At 63.4% G+C, this 17,925-nt stretch carries 18 protein-coding genes; 11 read left to right on the forward strand and 7 right to left on the reverse strand.

Translation table 11 applies throughout. The annotated features are described in order from the left end of the window. Nucleotides 1-15: 15 nt before the first annotated feature. From GTW25_RS14385 to paaE, 5 genes are all read left to right on the forward strand, one after another. Complete coding sequence (locus tag GTW25_RS14385; RefSeq protein ID WP_252912872.1) at nt 16-405, forward strand: DUF8817 family protein; 390 nt, start codon at nt 16-18, stop codon at nt 403-405. A gap of 13 nt (nt 406-418) precedes the next feature. Continuing rightward, a complete protein-coding gene (paaB, locus tag GTW25_RS14390; RefSeq protein WP_252912874.1) occupies nt 419-706 on the forward strand; it encodes a 1,2-phenylacetyl-CoA epoxidase subunit PaaB in 288 nt (95 codons plus the stop codon). Further along, a complete protein-coding gene (gene paaC / locus GTW25_RS14395) occupies nt 706-1,461 on the forward strand; it encodes a 1,2-phenylacetyl-CoA epoxidase subunit PaaC (protein WP_252912876.1) in 756 nt (251 codons plus the stop codon). The genes paaB and paaC overlap by 1 nt, the downstream gene beginning before the upstream one ends. Nucleotides 1,462-1,619: 158 nt before the next feature. Then, nucleotides 1,620-2,144 carry a 1,2-phenylacetyl-CoA epoxidase subunit PaaD gene (paaD, locus tag GTW25_RS14400; RefSeq protein ID WP_252913079.1) on the forward strand — a complete coding sequence of 175 codons (525 nt, stop codon included), beginning with the start codon at nt 1,620-1,622 and terminating at the stop codon, nt 2,142-2,144. Between the two features lie 7 nt (nt 2,145-2,151). Next, a complete protein-coding gene (gene paaE / locus GTW25_RS14405) occupies nt 2,152-3,231 on the forward strand; it encodes a 1,2-phenylacetyl-CoA epoxidase subunit PaaE (protein ID WP_252912877.1) in 1,080 nt (359 codons plus the stop codon). A 6-nt stretch (nt 3,232-3,237) separates the two neighbouring features. Here paaE and GTW25_RS14410 read toward each other — a convergent pair whose 3' ends face one another. The 3 genes from GTW25_RS14410 to GTW25_RS14420 all read right to left on the reverse strand — a co-directional run bounded on the left by GTW25_RS14410 (nt 3,238) and on the right by GTW25_RS14420 (nt 7,062). Further along, nucleotides 3,238-4,887, reverse strand: coding sequence for a thiamine pyrophosphate-binding protein (locus GTW25_RS14410; RefSeq protein WP_252912878.1), 1,650 nt, complete (start codon nt 4,885-4,887; stop codon nt 3,238-3,240). Next, nucleotides 4,884-6,059, reverse strand: a complete 1,176-nt coding sequence (locus GTW25_RS14415; RefSeq protein WP_252912879.1) for a CaiB/BaiF CoA transferase family protein — start codon at nt 6,057-6,059, stop codon at nt 4,884-4,886. The genes GTW25_RS14410 and GTW25_RS14415 overlap by 4 nt, the downstream gene beginning before the upstream one ends. Nucleotides 6,060-6,132: 73 nt before the next feature. Continuing rightward, nucleotides 6,133-7,062 (reverse strand): alpha/beta fold hydrolase, encoded by a 930-nt coding sequence (locus GTW25_RS14420; RefSeq protein ID WP_252912880.1) that lies wholly within the window; start codon nt 7,060-7,062, stop codon nt 6,133-6,135. A gap of 192 nt (nt 7,063-7,254) precedes the next feature. Here GTW25_RS14420 and GTW25_RS14425 point away from each other — a divergent pair, with 192 nt between their 5' ends. From GTW25_RS14425 to GTW25_RS14435, 3 genes are all read left to right on the forward strand, one after another. Continuing rightward, the gene (locus GTW25_RS14425) at nt 7,255-8,286 is read left to right on the forward strand and encodes an ABC transporter substrate-binding protein (RefSeq protein WP_252912881.1); all 1,032 of its coding nucleotides are present in this window, start codon (nt 7,255-7,257) and stop codon (nt 8,284-8,286) included. A gap of 96 nt (nt 8,287-8,382) precedes the next feature. After that, nucleotides 8,383-9,174, forward strand: a complete 792-nt coding sequence (locus tag GTW25_RS14430) for an ABC transporter ATP-binding protein (RefSeq protein ID WP_252912882.1) — start codon at nt 8,383-8,385, stop codon at nt 9,172-9,174. Next, nucleotides 9,171-9,947, forward strand: coding sequence for an ABC transporter permease (locus GTW25_RS14435; RefSeq protein WP_252912884.1), 777 nt, complete (start codon nt 9,171-9,173; stop codon nt 9,945-9,947). The genes GTW25_RS14430 and GTW25_RS14435 overlap by 4 nt, the downstream gene beginning before the upstream one ends. A gap of 12 nt (nt 9,948-9,959) precedes the next feature. On the opposite strand, the gene GTW25_RS14440 is transcribed toward GTW25_RS14435, so the two are convergent. From GTW25_RS14440 to GTW25_RS14455, 4 genes are all read right to left on the reverse strand, one after another. Continuing rightward, a complete protein-coding gene (locus GTW25_RS14440) occupies nt 9,960-11,174 on the reverse strand; it encodes an MFS transporter (RefSeq protein ID WP_252912886.1) in 1,215 nt (404 codons plus the stop codon). Between the two features lie 114 nt (nt 11,175-11,288). Further along, nucleotides 11,289-11,966, reverse strand: coding sequence for a spermidine synthase (locus GTW25_RS14445; RefSeq protein ID WP_252912888.1), 678 nt, complete (start codon nt 11,964-11,966; stop codon nt 11,289-11,291). Between the two features lie 59 nt (nt 11,967-12,025). After that, the gene (locus tag GTW25_RS14450; RefSeq protein ID WP_252912889.1) at nt 12,026-12,652 is read right to left on the reverse strand and encodes an AprI/Inh family metalloprotease inhibitor; all 627 of its coding nucleotides are present in this window, start codon (nt 12,650-12,652) and stop codon (nt 12,026-12,028) included. 57 nt (nt 12,653-12,709) lie between these two features. Continuing rightward, complete coding sequence (locus tag GTW25_RS14455; protein WP_252912891.1) at nt 12,710-13,969, reverse strand: Hsp70 family protein; 1,260 nt, start codon at nt 13,967-13,969, stop codon at nt 12,710-12,712. A 194-nt stretch (nt 13,970-14,163) separates the two neighbouring features. Between GTW25_RS14455 and ettA the strand changes: the two genes are divergently transcribed. The 3 genes from ettA (at nt 14,164) to GTW25_RS14470 (ending at nt 17,765) form a co-directional block, all read left to right on the forward strand. Then, the gene (gene ettA / locus GTW25_RS14460; protein ID WP_252912893.1) at nt 14,164-15,813 is read left to right on the forward strand and encodes an energy-dependent translational throttle protein EttA; all 1,650 of its coding nucleotides are present in this window, start codon (nt 14,164-14,166) and stop codon (nt 15,811-15,813) included. Between the two features lie 112 nt (nt 15,814-15,925). Then, complete coding sequence (locus GTW25_RS14465) at nt 15,926-17,392, forward strand: sensor histidine kinase (protein ID WP_252912894.1); 1,467 nt, start codon at nt 15,926-15,928, stop codon at nt 17,390-17,392. Beyond that, nucleotides 17,385-17,765 (forward strand): response regulator, encoded by a 381-nt coding sequence (locus GTW25_RS14470; protein ID WP_252912896.1) that lies wholly within the window; start codon nt 17,385-17,387, stop codon nt 17,763-17,765. Before GTW25_RS14465 ends, GTW25_RS14470 begins: the two co-directional genes overlap by 8 nt. The last annotated feature ends 160 nt before the right edge of the window (nt 17,766-17,925 follow it).

Consider the following 17,925-nt stretch of genomic DNA (forward strand, 5'->3'; position numbering starts at 1 on the left):
CAAACGTTGCGGTCGATGGCGGTGTTGCAGGTACGCAGTGTTGCGCGCTCTGTGGCATTTTACGAGGCGCTGGGCTTTGCCAGCCATGGCGGTTGGGGCGATCCGCCCCTGTTTGCCATCGTCCAGCGGGGTGACGTGACCATCGCACTGGACAAAGCGCGGGCGGATGATCCAATCCCGCTGAACCAATGGTGGGCTGTCTACATCTATGTCGACGATGCCAAGGCGTTGCGTGAAGAGTTTGCGACATTGGAACTGCGGCAACCGACCGAGATGCATTTTCCTCAACATTATGGCTGCATTGATTTCGACGTGGTCGATCCGGACGGTCACCGCATCGCGTTCGGCCAGTCGCTGCACCCGGTTCCCGGACCGGGCCTGAACGAAGACCGTGGACGAGGATGACGGAGTTTTGACGATGGCCAAGAACGAAATTCCGCTTTGGGAAGTCTTCATCCGGCCCCGCAACGGCCTCGCGCACAAGCATTGCGGCTCGGTCCATGCAGCCGACGAGGTAATGGCGCTTCAGGCTGCGCGCGACGTCTATACGCGGCGTGGCGAGGGCGTTTCCATCTGGGTCGTGCCGTCGGCATCGATCGTGGCATCCGATCCGGATCAGAAGGCCGAGAACTTCGAGCCGGCCGCGTCCAAGATTTACCGTCACCCGACCTTCTACGAAATCCCCGACGAAGTGGGGCACATGTGATGGCGAATGAAGCGCTTCTCGCCTTCGTGCTGCGCCTCGCGGACGATCACCTGATCCTCGGTCATCGCCTGTCGGAATGGTGCGGCCATGCGCCGATGCTGGAAGAGGACCTTGCCATGCCGAACATGGCGCTGGACCTCATCGGGCAGGCGCGGGCGTTGTATCAATATGCGGCCGAGATCGAGGGCAAGGGACGCACCGAGGACGATTTCGCCTATTTGCGGCGCGAGCGCGACTACACGAACTGCCTGATGGTGGAGCGCGCCAATGGCGACTTCGCGCATACGATGCTGCGTCAGCTTTACTTCGCGGCTTTCATGGAGCCGATGTGGGACGCGATAGCAAAATCCAACGATGCGACGCTTGCCGGCATTGCCGAAAAGGCGGTGAAAGAAGTCGCCTATCACATCCGCCACGCGGGCGAATGGGTGATCCGCCTTGGCGACGGCACGGAAGAGAGTGCCGTACGTATGCAGCAGGCCGTCGAGGACCTTGCGCCTTATATCGATGAGTTGTTCGACGGCGACGAGGTGACGGCAGCGATGGCGGAGGCCGGGATCGCGCCCGAGCCCGCATCGCTGCGGGCGGAGTTCGACCGGACTGTGGCGACGATTTTTGCCGAAGCGTTTCTCGACATGCCGGCCGCACCTTTCGCCCAGCGGGGCGGTCGCACAGGGCGGCATGGCGAGGCGATGGGCTTCCTGCTCGCCGACCTGCAATATATGCAGCGGACCTATCCGGGAGCGGTGTGGTGATGTCTATCGAACTGAAGGGTTTGTGGGACAGCGCCCCCCTCTGGCCTGCCGGCCATCTCCCCCGCAAGGGGGGAGATCAAGCACGTCCTCAGGTTCGCCATTACCGTACCTCGCCGAGCGAGACGATGCCGACACTAATCTCCCCACTTGCGGGGGAGATGGCCGGCAGGCCAGAGGGGGGGGCGGAGGATCGCGACTTCTCCGAACTTGACCAGCGCCGCGCCTGGAACGTGGCCGCTTCCGTGCTCGACCCCGAGGTTCCCTGCGTGACGGTGGCTGATCTCGGCATCCTGCGCTCGGTCGAGATTATCGCTGGCGTGGCGGTGGCGAAGGTCACGCCGACCTATTCGGGGTGTCCGGCCGTGCTCGCCATCGAACTGGCGGTGGAAGCTGCACTTCTCAACGCTGGTTTCAAGACACGCTTGGAGCGCGTCATTTCGCCGGCCTGGACGACGGACTGGATCACTGCCGAGGGCCGCGAAAAACTGCGCGTCTACGGCATAGCGCCGCCGGTTAAGGCGTCCAACTCCGTACGCGCCCTGTTCGGCGAGACGGAAGTCGCCTGTCCGCAATGCGGCTCGCTGGAAACGCAGCGCATTTCCGAGTTCGGTTCTACGGCGTGCAAAGCGCTTTATCGTTGCACGGCATGCCGCGAACCCTTCGACTATTTCAAATGTATTTGAGGGCCGGATGGCATCGCGTTTTCACGAACTGAAGGTCGCCGGCATCGAGCGCCAGACATCGGACTCGGTTGCCGTGGCGTTCGAGGTGCCGGACGATCTGCGCGATGCCTTTCTCTTCGCGCCGGGGCAGTATCTGACGCTGGCGACCGATATCGACGGTACCGAGGCGCGGCGGTCCTATTCCATCTGTTCCGCGCCGGGCGACCCTCACTTGCGCGTTGGCGTGAAGCGTGTCGCGGACGGGCGGTTCTCGTCCTTCGTCAATACGCATCTGACGGTCGGCGACGTCATCCGCGTCATGCCGCCGGAAGGGCGCTTCACCTCGCTTGCCGGCGAGCGGCACGATTATATCCTGATCGCGGCCGGTTCGGGCATCACGCCGATGTTGTCGATCGCGCGCACGGTGCTGGCGCACGAGCCGGACAGCACGATCACGCTCGTCTACGGCAATCGCGCCTCGGATCAGATCATGTTTCTCGAGGAACTCGAGGATCTGAAGGACCGGCATATGCGCCGGTTCAGCCTGATTTATGTCCTGTCGCGCGAGACACAGGACGTGGAACTTCTCAACGGCCGCATTGACGGGGCGCGCATTCGCGAACTCGTTGCGCGCGGAGCGGTCGATCCGCTCGGTGCCGACGGAATCTTCCTCTGTGGTCCGGGCGAGATGATCGACAGTGTCACCGCCGAGCTGAAATCGCTCGGCGTCGACGAGGACAAGATCAGGTTCGAGCGCTTCACCCTGTCAGGCGATGCGCCGAGGCCGCGCCCGCGTTCAGCGCAAGCCGAGCAGGCGGCGAAGGATGGCGTGCAGATCGAAGTGGTCGTCGACGGTGTGCGCCGCTCGTTCGACATGATCGATCAGGACGCAAACGTTCTGGACGCCGCACATCGCAAAGGGCTGGAACTGCCCTATTCTTGCGCCAACGGCATGTGCTGCACCTGCCGCTGCCGCGTGGTCGAAGGCCAGTCGGAGATGGCGGTGAACTACTCGCTCCAGCCGTGGGAAATCGAAGCCGGGTTCACGCTGGCCTGCCAGACGCGCCCGACCTCGAAAAGACTGGTGCTCGATTTCGACGCGGCGTGAGCCGCATCACTTTCCTTCGCGAATCTGCGTCAGCGTCTTCATCGGCGTCAGAGCTTCAGGATCAAGCTTGATCTCGATGATCGACGGCTTGCCGCTGGCGCGTGCGCGCATGAAGGCGGGGCCGAATTCGTCCGTCGTCGCCACCGTCTCGCCATGGCCGCCGAAGGCGCGGGCATAGGCGGCGAAATCGGGATTCTTGATAGTCGTGCCGGAAACGCGGCCGGGATAGTCGCGCTCCTGATGCATGCGGATCGTGCCGTAGATGCCGTTGTTGAGAATGACGACGATGACCGGGCGGTCATATTGAATAGCGGTCGCGAATTCCTGTCCGTGCATGAGGAAATCGCCGTCGCCAGCCCATACGACCACTTCGCGCTCGGGGAAAATGCCTTTGGCCGCGACGCCTCCCGGCACACCGTAGCCCATCGAGCCGGATGTCGGTGCGGCCTGACCATTGAAGCGGCGATAGCGGTGGAAGCGGTGCATCCAGGTCGCGAAATTGCCCGCGCCATTGGTAACGATGACGTCTTCGGGAAGGTTCTCCTCCAGCCATGCCATCACGGGTCCCATCTTGACCGCGCCTGCACCGTCCCTGGGCGGCGTCGACCATTCGAGATAGCTCTGGTGAAGCTCCTCGGTGCGGTTGGCCCAGCTTGGCGTCGCATCCGGCGCGGTGGCGGCGAAGGCGGCGGCGAAGGCAGTGTTCGACGCGTTGATCGGCAGATCGGCCCGGTAAACGCGGCCGAGTTCTTCCGGGTCAGGAAAGATGTGGACGAGCTTCTGGTCCGGATAGGGGCTTTTGAGAAGCGTGTAATCGGCCGACGGCATTTCGCCGAAGCGGCAGCCGACAAGGATGACGAGATCGCTGTCTTTGATGTAGTTCGCAAGCTTCGGATTTGCACCAATGCCGATGTCGCCCGCATAGCACTCGTGCATCTGGTCGCAAAGCGTCTGGCGGCGGAAGGAGCAGCCGACGGGCAGCTTCCATTTCGAGATGCCGGCGCAGATCTGTTTGACGGCTTCCTCGGTCCAGCGCGTGCCGCCGAGCACGAGAAAGGGACGTTGCGCGCCGTTCAGAAGCTCGACGAGGCGGTCCATCTCGGGCTGGCCGGGGCGGGTCTCGACCGGCACGAAGGGCAGGGGCTTGGGGGCCTCGACCGCGTCGCGCAGCATGTCCTCGGGCAGCGAGATGACGACGGGACCGGGGCGACCGGAGGTCGCGACCGCGAAGGCGCGGGTGACGAGTTCGGGCACGCGGGCGGCGTCGTCGATTTCGACCACCCATTTGGCGATCGAGCCGTAGAACGCCTTGTAATCGACTTCCTGAAATGCCTCGCGCTCCTTGATGCCGCGTGCGACCTGCCCGATGAAAAGGATCATCGGGTTGGAATCCTGTGCAGCGATGTGCACGCCCGCCGATGCGTTGGTGGCTCCGGGACCACGCGTGACGAAGCAGATGCCGGGCTTGCCTGTCAGACGGCCTTCGCAATCCGCCATCATCGCCGCGCCGCCTTCCTGGCGGCACACGATGTTCTCGATCTTGGAATCGTGAAGCGCGTCGAGAACGGCAAGGTAGCTTTCGCCCGGCACCGAATAGATGCGCTCGACGCCGTTGGCTTCCAGTGCGTCGACAATCAGTTGTCCGCCGGTTCTCATATGGTCTTCTCCGCGATTTCCGAAAGAATTTCGTCCGTGTGCTCGCCAAGGCGCGGCGAGGGGCGTTCGTATTTCAAGGGCGTGCCCGACATCATCATCGGAGCGCGCACCGAGGGCAAAATGTTGCCGTGGCCGTCATCGAGGTCGATCCGCATGCCGCGTGCGATCGTCTGGGGGTCGGCGAAGCTTTCAGCTATGTTGTTGATCGGGCTTGCCGGGACGGCCGCGGCATCGAGTTTCGGCAACAGGTCGGCGCGGTCCCAACTCGCAAGCGTTTCGATCAGCTTCGCGCGCAGCCGGTCGCGATTGACCACGCGCGCCGGATTGGTCGCAAAGTCGGGATCGAGCGGCAGTTCTTGGAGGCCGACCACCTTGCAGAAGCGGGCGAACTGGCCATCGTTTCCGGCGGCGAGGATGAAGTGCCCGTCTTTTGTCGGCAGAACTTCATAGGGCGCGATGTTCATATGAGCGTTGCCCATCTGAACGGGCGGGTTGCCGGAGACGAGATAATTCAGGTTCTGGTTGCCGAGCACGGAAATCTGCGTGTCGAGCAGCGCCATGTCGATATGCTGCCCCTCGCCGGTCGCCTCGGCGTGACGCAACGCGGCCTGAATGGCGATCACGGAGTAGAGCCCCGTGAAAACGTCGGAAATCGCGACGCCGGCCTTTTGCGGTTCGCGGCCGGCCTCGCCGGTGATCGACATCATGCCGGACATGCCCTGGATGATGAAATCGTAGCCCGCGCGCGGTGCGTAAGGACCGTTCTGTCCGAAGCCTGTGATCGAGCAATAGATGAGGCGCGGATTGATCGCTTTCAGGCTTTCATAGTCGAGGCCGTATTTCTTGAGGCCGCCAAGCTTGAAATTCTCGATCAGGACGTCGGCGGTGGCGATCAGCTTGCGGACTTGCTCCGCGCCTTCCGGCTTGGAAAAATCGATCGCGACCGAGCGCTTGCCGCGATTTGTCGAGTGATAATATGCGGCCGACAGGTTCTCGCCGTCATGGCTCATGACGAAGGGTGGCCCCCATTTGCGCGTGTCGTCGCCGCCTTCGGGATTCTCGATCTTGATGACGTCCGCACCGAGATCGGCCAGCACCTGACCGGCCCATGGTCCGGCGAGAATGCGGGCGAGTTCGATGACGCGGACACCCTTGAGCGGCGGTTGTGACATGTGTTCGTGCAAGGCTCCGTTTCGATCCAGCCGTGGGTAGCAGACCGAAGTCGGCCACGAAACCCGGTATCCGTCAGGCCAGTGCCCGCTTTGCCCAGGCGGCGAAATCGGCGGTGATCAGATTCCGATTCAACTCGTTCAGGGATTCGTGGCGGGTTTCGTCGTAGATCGTTGATTGCAGATTCGAAAATCCCATCCGCCTCATCCGTTCGGCGAGGTCCTGAACGGCCTTGCCGCCATTCGTGGCCGGGTCACGCTCGCCGCCGACGAGGAAGACGGGCAGGTTGCGGCGGATGGGTTTGAAGCCGGCGTCGTTCGCGCCGGCGAAGATGAAGCCGAAGACCGTCCGCCATGTCCCGACCGAAACGTCGAAGCCGCACAGCGGATCGGCAATGTATTTGTCGACCTCCGCCGCATCGCGCGACAGCCAGTCGAAACCGGTTTTCGCGACCTTCACCTGTCGTCCCCACGCCTGGAAGGTCAATTTGGGCAGGATGCGCGAGGGCACGTCCGATCCCAGTCGGAACCGCTCCCACGCCAGCACCGCCTGCGCGGCGCGACCGGCCGCGCCGGCCGAGAAATTGGCGTTCCAGATGGCGGCGGCAGCGACCCGGTTCGAATGGGCGAAGAGGTAGTTGAGGGCGATCAGTCCGCCCATCGAGTGCCCGAACAGGATCACGGGAAGGCCGGGATGGGCTTGCGCGATATGATCGTGCACGGCATCGACGTCGGCGATGATCTTGTCCGCCGCCGGTTCGCTGCCGAAATGGGCGAGCGGCGCGTCGGGCGCTTTCGTATGGCCGTGACCGCGATGATCGTGCGCATAGATGTGAAATCCCTCATCGGCCATCGCGGCGGCGAAGCGGGCGTAGCGCGCGCCGTGCTCGGCCATGCCGTGATTGATCTGAACAACGCCTCTGGCCGGGGCGGTCGCTGCCTGATGATACGTGTTGAGCACTGCGCCGGTCGGCGAATGAATGTCGAAACGGGATGAAAAGGACATGGACGCTCCGGCGGTTGCTGCGACGGTATCGCCGTGAGCCCTCGTTGAGAAGGGCACCCGCCGTCAAGGACTATGCGCAGCGTATGTGCAATGCACAATTTTGATGAAGGCTTAGGCAAAATCCTCTTGCCAAGGCTGGCCGCCGGCGCTTTGATGCCGGGATCGCGCCGGGGGGCGCCAGAGGGATTCACAATGATAACGAGACGCAGTTTCACGCTTGCCGCAACGGCCGCGATCGCGGGCATCGCCGCGAGCTTCGCGCCTGCCGCAGCGCAGACCACCAACATCGCCTTCACGCTCGACTGGAAGTTCGAGGGACCGGCGGCCGGGTTCTTCCTGGCCGAGGACAACGGGCATTTCGAGGCCGAAGGGCTCAACGTCACGATCGATTCGGGCAATGGTTCCGTCGAGGCGATCCCGCGCGTCGCGACCGGCACCTATCAGCTCGGCTTCGGCGACATCAATTCGCTGATCAAGTTCCTCGACGAGGATCCAGCGCAAAAGGTCAAGGCCGTCATGGTCATCTACGAGCGGCCGCCGTTCTCGATCATCGGCCGCAAGAGCCAGGGCATCACGGAAGATCCGAAATCGGTCGAGGGCCGGAAGCTCGGCGCGCCGCCGCCGGACGGCGCATTCGCGCAGTGGCCCGCTTTCGTCGAGGCTGCCGGCATCGATGAAAGCACCGTGACCATCGAAAGCGTCGGTTTTCCCGTGCGCGAGCCCATGCTGGCGCAGGGCCAGGTCGACGGCATTTTCGGTTTCGCCTTTTCCTCGGTTCTCAACCTCAAGGCTCAGGGCATCGCCGAAGACGACATCTCGATGATCCTGATGGCGGAAAACGGGCTCGATCTTTACGGCAACTCGATCCTCGTCAACACGGATTTCGCGGCTGAGAACCCGGACGCCGTCAAGGGCTTCCTGCGCGCTTTGGCGAAGGGTTTCGCCGATGCGGTCGCCGATCCGGAAGCAGGCGTCGAGGCGGTCATGAAGCGTAACGAAATCCTGACCAAGGAAATCGAGGTCGAACGGTTGGAAATGGCAAACGCACTCAACATCAATACGGCTTATGTGCAGGAAAACGGTTTCGGCGGCGTCGATGACGCCAAGCTCGCGCAGTCGATCGAGTATCTCGGCGTTTCCATGGGGCTGAAGGGAAATGTCGACGGCGCTGACGTCTTCGATGCGTCGTTCCTGCCGGCCAAGGAAGAGCGGATGCTGCAGTAGCGGCATTCAGATCGCGCCTCGTCGCGCCCCCCTCTGTCGTGCCGGACAAAGGGGGAAACAGAGGGCTGGAACGCTTCAAGTCACCTGGTATTGCTCATGACCCAACCACTGGTCACCATCAAAGACGTCGACATGCGCTATGGCGGGGCCGAGGGCCTGCTTGCCGTCGAGGGGCTGACGCTCGACATCGCCAAGGGCGAATTCGCCGCCGTGGTCGGGCCTTCGGGCTGCGGCAAGTCCACACTGATGAAGCTCGTCACCGGTCTCTACATCCCGCAGGCGGGGCAGGTGACGGTCGCAGGCGCGCGCGTGACGAAGCCGGTCTCCATCGTCGGCATGGCGTTCCAGAACCCGACCATGCTTCCCTGGCGCACGACGCTGGACAACATCCTGCTGCCGCTCGAAGTGGTCGACCGGCACCGCAAGAGACTGCGCAAACACAAGGCCGAGTACGTCGAAAAGGCGCAGAAGCTGCTGGAGACGGTGGGCCTCAAGGGGTTCGGCGCGAAATTCCCGTGGCAATTGTCGGGCGGGATGCAGCAGCGCGCAAATCTTTGCCGTGCGCTGATCCACGAGCCGGACCTATTGATGCTCGACGAGCCGTTCGGCGCGCTCGATTCGTTCACGCGCGAGGAATTGTGGTGCGTCATCCGCGATCTTCACGCCGCTCAAGGGGTGACGATCGTGCTGGTCACCCATGATCTGCGCGAAGCGGTGTTTCTGGCTGATCGCATCTTCGTCATGAGCTCGCGGCCCGGCCGCATCACGAGGGAGCGGACGGTGCCGTTCGCGCGGCCGCGCGACCTCGAACTCCTCTATCAGGGCGATTTCAACGATGTCGTCCACGAACTGCGCGGCAACATCGCCGATGCGAGGAAGGCCGCATGAGCGCGTCCAAGATCAACTGGATCAAGCTTGCGCCCTGGCTTTACACGGCCGGGCTGTTCATCGTTTGGGAACTGGCCGTCCTCATCTTCGCGATCCCGCAATTCATCCTGCCGGCTCCGACGCGCATCCTCGAAGCCATCATCCAGTTCTGGCCGGCGATCTGGAAGAATTCCTTGCAAACGCTCTATACGACCACGGTCGGGTTCATCCTTGCCGTCGTGTTCGGTCTGGGGCTCGGCATCGCCATCGGCTGGTCGCGCTTTATCTATGCCGGACTTTATCCGCTGATGATCGGCTTCAACGCGATTCCGAAGGTCGCGGTGGTGCCGATCCTCGTCATCTGGTTCGGTATCGGCACGGTTCCGGCGGTGTTGACCGCGTTCCTGATCGCGTTTTTCCCGATCGTCGTGAACGTGGCGACGGGGCTTGCCACCATTGAGCCCGAAATGGAGGACGTGCTTCGCGCGCTCGGCGCGAAGAAGATGGACATCATGCTCAAGGTCGGCATTCCGCGCTCGATGCCGTATTTCTTCGGTTCGCTGAAGATCGCGATCACGCTCGCTTTCGTCGGTTCGGTGATCGCGGAGACGGTGGCGGCGAATTCGGGTCTCGGCCACATGATGCTGGCGGCGCAGAGCCAGTTCAACGTGCCGCTTGTGTGGGCTGGCCTGATCATGCTCGCGATCGAAGGCATTGCCATGTACGCCGTCATGGCGTGGGTCGAGATGCGGATGACCGGCTGGGCGCATCGCAGCCAGTTGGCGCAGGCCTGAGCGCCAGGAGCGCTATGCCTGGCGGTTCGCATCCCGCCAGGCATAGAGCCAGATGCCGAGGCCGAGAAGCGCGAGGACGGTTCCCACGAAGCCGGCTGACGGGAAGCCATATCCCATCGTGATGACGATGCCGGCCAGCAAGGGCCCGAGCGCGTTCGCGGCATTGAACGCGCTGTGGTTGAGCGCGGCGGCGAGCGTCTGCGCGTCCTGCGCGACATCCATCAGGCGTGTCTGGAGAACGGCGCCGAGGCTGCCGAAGAAGCCGATCAACAGGATCACGGCGCTGATCGTCCAGACATTGCCGGCGGCGAAGGGGAACGCCGTCAGCGACACCGCGCTCGCCAGCATGAACCAGACCGGTGTCGCCATCAAATTGCGGTCGGCGGCCCAGCCGGCGGCGATCGTGCCGAGCGTCATGCCGACGCCGTAGATTGCGATGACGATCGGCACCACCCAGGCATCGACGCGGGTGACTTCGAGCAATGTCGAGGCGGTGAAGGAATAGACCGCGAAGAAGCCGCCGAATCCGACCGCGCCGGTGGCGAGCGTGAGCCAGACCTGCCGGTTCCGCAAGGCGGACAATTCGCGCATCGGGCTCGCCTTGGCGTCGGGGCGATCGGCGGGCGCGAAAGCCGCGATCATCGCCATCGTCACGAGCGCCAGAAGGCCGGGCAGCGCGAAGCCCCAGCGCCAGCCGGCGTTCTGGCCGATAAAGGTCGCCAGCGCGACGCCGAAGATCATCGCGACCGTCAGGCCGAGCATGATGGACGAGACGGCGCGTGCGCGCTTGTTGCGGGCAACGAGCGAGGCCGCGAGCAGGGCCGCGACGCCGAAATAAGCGCCGTGAGGCAGGCCGCTCAGGAACCGGAATCCGATCAGCCAGCTATAGGAAGGCGAGATCGCACTGAGGCAGTTGGCGATGCCGAACACCGCCATCAGCGCGATCAGCAGGAATTTGCGCGACAGCCGGGCGGAGAGGACCGCGATGATCGGCGCTCCGACGACGACGCCGAGCGCATAGGCGCTGATCGCATGCGCGGCCATCGGCTCGGAAACCTGAAGCCCGGCGGCGAAATAGGGCAGAAGGCTCATCGCCGCGAACTCGGTCGTCCCGATCGCAAATCCGCCCATCGCAAGCGCCAGGATCGTCAGAGGGACGTTCGTGGCGGCGAGTTCCTGGGCAGGAATGTCGGCAGGGGCGGCAATGGTCGCGGATGCGTCGGTCATGAGGATCGTTCCATGGAGTGGAGTGCGGCTCCTCCCGACACGTTGTGAATCTAGCCGGGGTCGAGCAGCGCCGCAATCGATGCCGTTGCAGAGCGACCATGCACAATCGTGGGGTCAGCGCGGCTTCATAGCCAGCCAGATGACATGACGCGCGCCGCGTTTGGAGCGGCTGGCGCGTACGCGCACGTCTTCCACGTCGAACCCCGATTTTTTCAGGCGCGCCGTAAAGCGCGGATCGGGGCCGGACGACCAGACCGCCAAGACGCCCTTCGGCTTCAATGCCGCGTGCGCGGCGGCGAGGCCGGAATAGGCGTAGAGCGCGTCGTTGGCTTCGACGGTCAAGCCGTCGGGTCCGTTGTCCACGTCGAGAAGGATTGCGTCGTAACCCGCCTGGCTGGACCTGATGATCCTCGCTACATCGTCCTCTTGGACTGTGACGCGCGGATCGTCGAGGCTTCCTTCGAAGATTACGGCCATCGGTCCGCGCGCCCAGCGTACGACCGCCGGCACCAGTTCCGCGATCTCGACATGGGCGTCATTCGGCAGAACGGCGAGGGCGGCGCGCAGCGTGAAGCCCATGCCCAGCCCGCCGATCAGAACGCGCGGGCTCCGCTCATGCCCGATCCGCTCGCAAGCCAGCGTCGCCAGCGCTTCTTCCGAACCGCTCAGCCGGCTGTTCATCAACTCGTTCGAGCCGAGCATGATCGAGAATTCGGTGCCGCGCTGCTTCAGGCGCAGGCGTTGCTTGCCGCCCGGCGCGTCGGCCGAATCCAGTTCTATCCAGGGGATCACGACATACCTCTTTGCTGCGGCCCGTTTAGAAGCTTGCAGCGAACAGGTCCAGATCGATGTCAGTCGCGCCAGACCGTGAGCGATTGGCCTGTCGACAACTGGCCGGAATAATAGTCCGGCCCGTCGCGCTTCAGAACAGCCACGCGATTTCCATTTTGCGCATAGACGAGCATCTCGGCCTCGAGACCCGTCATAGTCTCGTCGAGACGCCAGTCGGCGGCGGACGCCAGCAGCGGGTTGTTGCAGCCGGAGGTGCGTGCCGTGCCGCGGGGTGGGTTCGCTCCGGACCAGTTACCCGGTGCGGCGAACGCGAGCGAACAGCCGCAATTGGCGGTTCCGTCGGTGACGGTCCAGTTGCCGCGAATGTCGAATTCGGAGGGCAAGGCGCGTGCCGCCAGATTGCCGGCGACCGCGCCTCCGACGGGACCTGCGACGAAAGTGCCCGCGCCGGTGATGGCGCTGCGGCCGACATTGCGGCCCATATTCCATGCCGTCGCTGTGCCGAAGGCCGACATGCGTTCGGGCTTTGCGGGCGGGCCGGAAGGCAACGGAACGGCGCACTGCATGGGGCCGACGAATGTGCCTTGCGCGGCGGTCATGGCGTTTTCGCCGTCACCGCCCTGGCACGCCGCCAGGCCGAGCGCGGCTGCGGCCAGGACGCCATATCTCACGAGTGCTGATTTCACTGTTCATCCCCGCTCATGAGACGGGCTTGGGGGACGACCATGGCGAGAGTTTGATGATCAGCCGAATCGGCGCGCCGCGTCGATGGCAAGGCCGAGCCCGACCGCGCCGAACTGGTCGGGCTGGCTGATGCGTGCCCCTTTGAGCTTGCGTTCCGCAGCCTCTCGTACGGCCGGTACGAGCGCGCCGCCGCCGGTCAGGATAACGGTCGAGATTTCGTCGCCCGAAATGCCGGCACGCTTGATGGCGTCGTCGATAGAGGCATCGATGCGCGCGACGAGTTCGGCCGTCGCGGCTTCGAACTCGGCGCGCGAAGCGGGGAGTTCCAGCGTCAGCCCCGGCTCGGAAAGATGGATGTCGGCGGCGTCGGCATCCGTAAGCGCGATCTTCGCCGTTTCCACGGCGGCGGCGAGCCGGTGACCCGAGCGATGCGCGAGCAGATGGGCGTAGCGTTCGAGCTTTTCCGGCGCGGCCGCCTCGCGCGCCAGCGCCTGGATGTCGCGCATGTTCTTCGCCGTATAGAGCGTGTTGATGCGGTGCCACGTCGCCATGTCGTTGAAATACCAGACGGGCAGATGGCGCTTGCCGTCCTTCGTGCCCGAGCCGAGGCCGAATTCCGGCATCACCCTGGCGATGTTGAACAGGCGGTCGAAATCGGTGCCGCCGACATGAACGCCGGCCGTGCTCAATATGTCGTCCGACCGGTCGAGGCGCTTTGCCCGTTCCGGCGACAGCCGCAGCACCGAAAAGTCCGACGTGCCGCCGCCGATGTCGACCACCAGTGCCAGTTCTTCGGCGTCGATCAGACGCTCGTAGTGAAGCGCTGCCGCGACGGGTTCGAACTGGAATTCGATATGCTCGAATCCTTGCGTGCGGGCGGCGGCTTCCAACTGGTTTTGTGCTTCGGTGTCCGCCGCGTCGTTCTCGTCGATGAAGCGGACGGGACGGCCGAGCACCACCGACGACGGAACGGCGCCATGATGCGCCTGGATGCTGTCGCGCAGATGCCGCAGAAAACGCCCGATCAGCATCTCGAAGGTCATGCGGGTGCGGCCGACCTGCGTCGTCTCCTTCATCAGCGACGTGCCGAGGATGGATTTGAGCGCGCGCATGAAGCGTCCTTCCGCGCCGTCCATATATTCGAACACCGCTCCGCGCCCGAAATAGGTCTGCCCGTCCTCGAGGCTGAAGAAGAGCGCCGAGGGGATCGTCACATGCGCGCCCTCGACCGCGATGAGCTTGGGCGCTTGTCCGCGCGCGGCAAGGCCGACCGTGGAATTCGTCGTGCCGAAATCGATGCCGAAGGCGGTTGTGGACATGGACTGCTCGCGAAATGCGCCGCGCGGGCGCAAGACGCGCGATCCGGTGCGGGGATGGGAGGGGCGCTCCCTCTAGCTCATCACCGCAAGGATGGGAAGGCCGTCCGGCGACGTCATTGCCCCGCCGCCCGGTTTCTCCTACATACGGCGCACCTCAATTTCCGAACCACGACAACACGGAGTTCGCGCGCGCCATGGCACGCCAGTTCATCTACCACATGTCCGGCCTTTCGAAGGCCTACGGCGCCAAGAAGGTGCTCGAAAACGTTCATCTGTCCTTCTACCCCGACGCAAAGATCGGCATCCTCGGGCCGAACGGCGCGGGTAAGTCCACGATCCTCAAGATCATGGCCGGTCTCGACAAGGAATTCACCGGCGAGGCGTGGCTGGCGGACGGCGCGACCGTCGGCTACCTGCCGCAGGAGCCGGAACTCGACCCGTCAAAGGACGTGATGGGCAACGTCATGGAAGGCGTCGCCGACAAGAAGGCGATCCTCGACCGATACAACGAACTGATGATGAACTATTCCGACGAGACAGCGGAAGAAGGCTCCAAGCTTCAGGACATCATCGACAGCCAGAATTTGTGGGACCTCGAATCCCAGGTCGAGATGGCGATGGAAGCGCTGCGCTGCCCGCCGGCCGATGCGGACGTGACCAAGCTTTCGGGCGGCGAAAAGCGCCGCGTGGCGCTGTGCAAGCTTCTCCTGTCGCAGCCCGACCTCCTGCTTCTCGACGAGCCGACCAACCATCTCGACGCCGAGACGACCGCTTGGCTGGAAAAGCATCTGCGCGAATATCCAGGCTCCGTCCTGCTCATCACCCACGATCGCTACTTCCTCGACAACGTCACCGGCTGGATTCTTGAGCTGGATCGCGGCCGGGGCGTGCCTTACGAGGGCAATTACACCGCCTATCTGGACGCCAAGGCCAAGCGCATGGCGCAGGAAAACCGCGAGGAAGACGCGCGCCAGAAGGCGCTGTCGCGCGAGCGCGAATGGATGGCCGCAAGCCCCAAGGCCCGTCAGGCAAAGTCCAAGGCTCGCATCCGTGCCTATGACGAACTGGTCGAGGCGGCGAACGATCGTCGCCCCGGCGAGGCGCAGATCATCATTCCGGTCGGCGAACGTCTCGGCAATGTCGTCATCGAAGCGGACAATCTGAAGAAGGGCTTCGGCGACCGCCTCCTGATCGACGGGCTCGAATTCAAGCTGCCGCCCGGCGGCATCGTCGGCGTGATCGGCGCGAACGGTGCGGGCAAGTCGACGCTGTTCCGCATGATCACGGGTCAGGAAAAGCCCGACGGCGGCGATATCCGTATCGGCGAGACGGTGCATCTGGGCTATGTCGACCAGAGCCGCGACCATCTCGATGCGAACAAGACGGTCTGGGAAGAGATTTCCGGCGGCAACGACGTCATCAAGCTGGGCAAGCACGAAATGAACAGCCGCGCCTATTGCGGCGCGTTCAACTTCAAGGGCGGCGACCAGCAGCAGAAGGTCGGCAATCTGTCGGGCGGTCAGCGCAACCGCGTGCATCTGGCAAAGATGCTCAAGGATGGCGGCAACGTCATGCTGCTGGACGAGCCGACCAACGATCTCGACACCGAGACGCTGGCGGCGCTGGAAGACGCGCTGGAAAATTATGCCGGCTGCGCCGTCATCATCAGCCACGATCGCATGTTCCTCGATCGGCTTGCGACGCACATCCTTGCATTCGAAGGCGATAGCCACGTCGAATGGTTCGAAGGCAATTTCGAGGATTACGAGCAGGACAAGATCCGTCGTCTCGGCCCCGATGCGGTGAACCCGAAGCGCGTCACCTACAAGCGCCTCACGCGCTAACCGGAATAATTCCGGCCGCCGAAACAAATGGTATGGCGGCCGGAACCTTTAGCGGGCAAACCCGTTCTCGTGCCTGTTGAGGGGAAGGGTGGCTGCAGGCCACCGGGGAAATATGCCGGACATCGATTTCAGACAATTGTTCGACCGGCTGCCCAGCCCCTACATGATCCTCGATCGGAACTGCCGCTATGTGGCGGCGAACGGTGCTTATGAGGCTGCCGTTATGCGCTCCGCCGAGGAACTGGTCGGCCGGAACCTGTTCGATATCTTTCCCAATGACGGACCGAGCGGAGTTGCGCTGCGCGAATCGTTCGAACGTGTTTTTGCCACGGGCGAAGCCGATACGATCGCGTATATCCCCTACGATATTCCCCGCCCGCAATCACTGGGCGGCGGAATGGAGAAACGCTACTGGACGGCGGTTCACACGCCGCTGACGAACCGCGACGGCGAGGTCGCCTATCTCGCCCAGAACACGGTGGACGTCACCGAAATGGTCCGGTTGCGGGAAGCGGCATCGCTGCCTTACCGCAGTTTCTCGGGTGAGACGCAACTGGTCGAACGTGCCCGCGAAGCGGAAACCGCGCACCGTTCACTGCTCGCCGAAAGCGCCGAGTTCCGCCGCATGTTCGAGCAGGCGCCGGGTTTCATCGCGGTGCTGAGCGGCCCCGATCATGTTTTCACTTTCGCCAACGACGCCTATGTGCGTCTTATCGGAGGGCGGGAGGTGATCGGCAAGGCGGTTGGAAGCGCGTTGCCGGAGGTTGCGGGTCAGGGGTTTATCGAGATGCTCGACCATGTCTATTCGTCAGGCGAGACGCGCAGCGGCGAGGGAACGCGCATCGTCCTGCAAACGCAGCATGGCGAGATGCAGGAACGCTTCCTCGATTTTTCCTACGATGCCGTGCGCGATCTCGATGGCCTTGTAACCGGCGTGTTCGTGCAGGGGATGGACCGGACCGAAGCCGTCAGAACGCTGAAACATCAGCGACTTCTGCTCGACGAACTCAATCACCGGGTCAAGAATACGCTGGCGACCGTGCAATCCATGGCCAAGCAGACCCTGCGGGCCGCGCCGAACATGCAGGCGGCCAACGACGATCTCGAAGGGCGCATCATCGCGTTGTCGAAGGCGCACAATCTCCTATCGCAGACGGCATGGGATTCGACGACGATGTCCGACCTCGTCGACCACGAGTTCGCGCATCTGGACCGGGCCCGGCTGGCCGCCAGCGGGCCGGACGTGCTCCTCAACCCCAAGGCTTCGATCGCGATCGCGATGGTGCTGCACGAACTTTCGACCAACGCTGCGAAATATGGCGCCTTGAGCGGCGACGAAGGGCGGCTCGATGTCGTCTGGCAGGTCGGCGCCGATGGAGATCTCGTCATAGACTGGCACGAAACGGGAAGGGCGCTTTCGGCGCCCCCGTCAAAGGCCGGTTTCGGCTCGCGCATGATCAATGCGGTGGTGCGCGGGGAACTGGACGGTTCCGTGAACGCCAGCTACGAGACGGATGGTCTCGTTTGTAAACTGGTGGTTCCGCAACTTTCCTACATCAGGACACGAGATCATGCCTGACGTTTCCGGCAAGCTCCAGGGCCTCAACGTATTCGTCGTGGAGGACGAAGCCCTGGTCGCCCTCAATCTCGAAGACATGCTGGACGAACTCGGCTGTACAGTGATCGGCCCGGCGATGCGCCTCGGCCGAGCGAAGGAAATGCTCGACGGCGCGTTCACGGCGGACGTTGCCATTCTCGACGTCAATATCGCCGGCGAACCCGTTTTCCCGATCGCGGAACAACTCGCCGTCAGGGGCATCCCGATCGTCTTCGCCACCGGATACGGGCAGGCCGGTCTTCCCACGTCCTGGCACAGCAATCCCGTTCTGCAAAAGCCCTACACGATGGACGAAGTCTCGGGCAGCCTGGCAAAAGCCCTGGGCGGAGGCTGATTCCCGGCGCCGTGCGCGCCCGCAGCCGAGCTAACCTTGACGAAACCTATTCGTGCAAAACTCGATTTGTGCGATGGATGTGATATGCCGCCGTCCCTGGCCTCCACGACGCACAAGGGGATAGGCTGCATCAATGGTCGATTGGCCCAGACGAGCGAGT

Source organism: Aliihoeflea aestuarii (assembly GCF_024105665.1).
Lineage (GTDB): Bacteria > Pseudomonadota > Alphaproteobacteria > Rhizobiales > Rhizobiaceae > Aliihoeflea > Aliihoeflea aestuarii.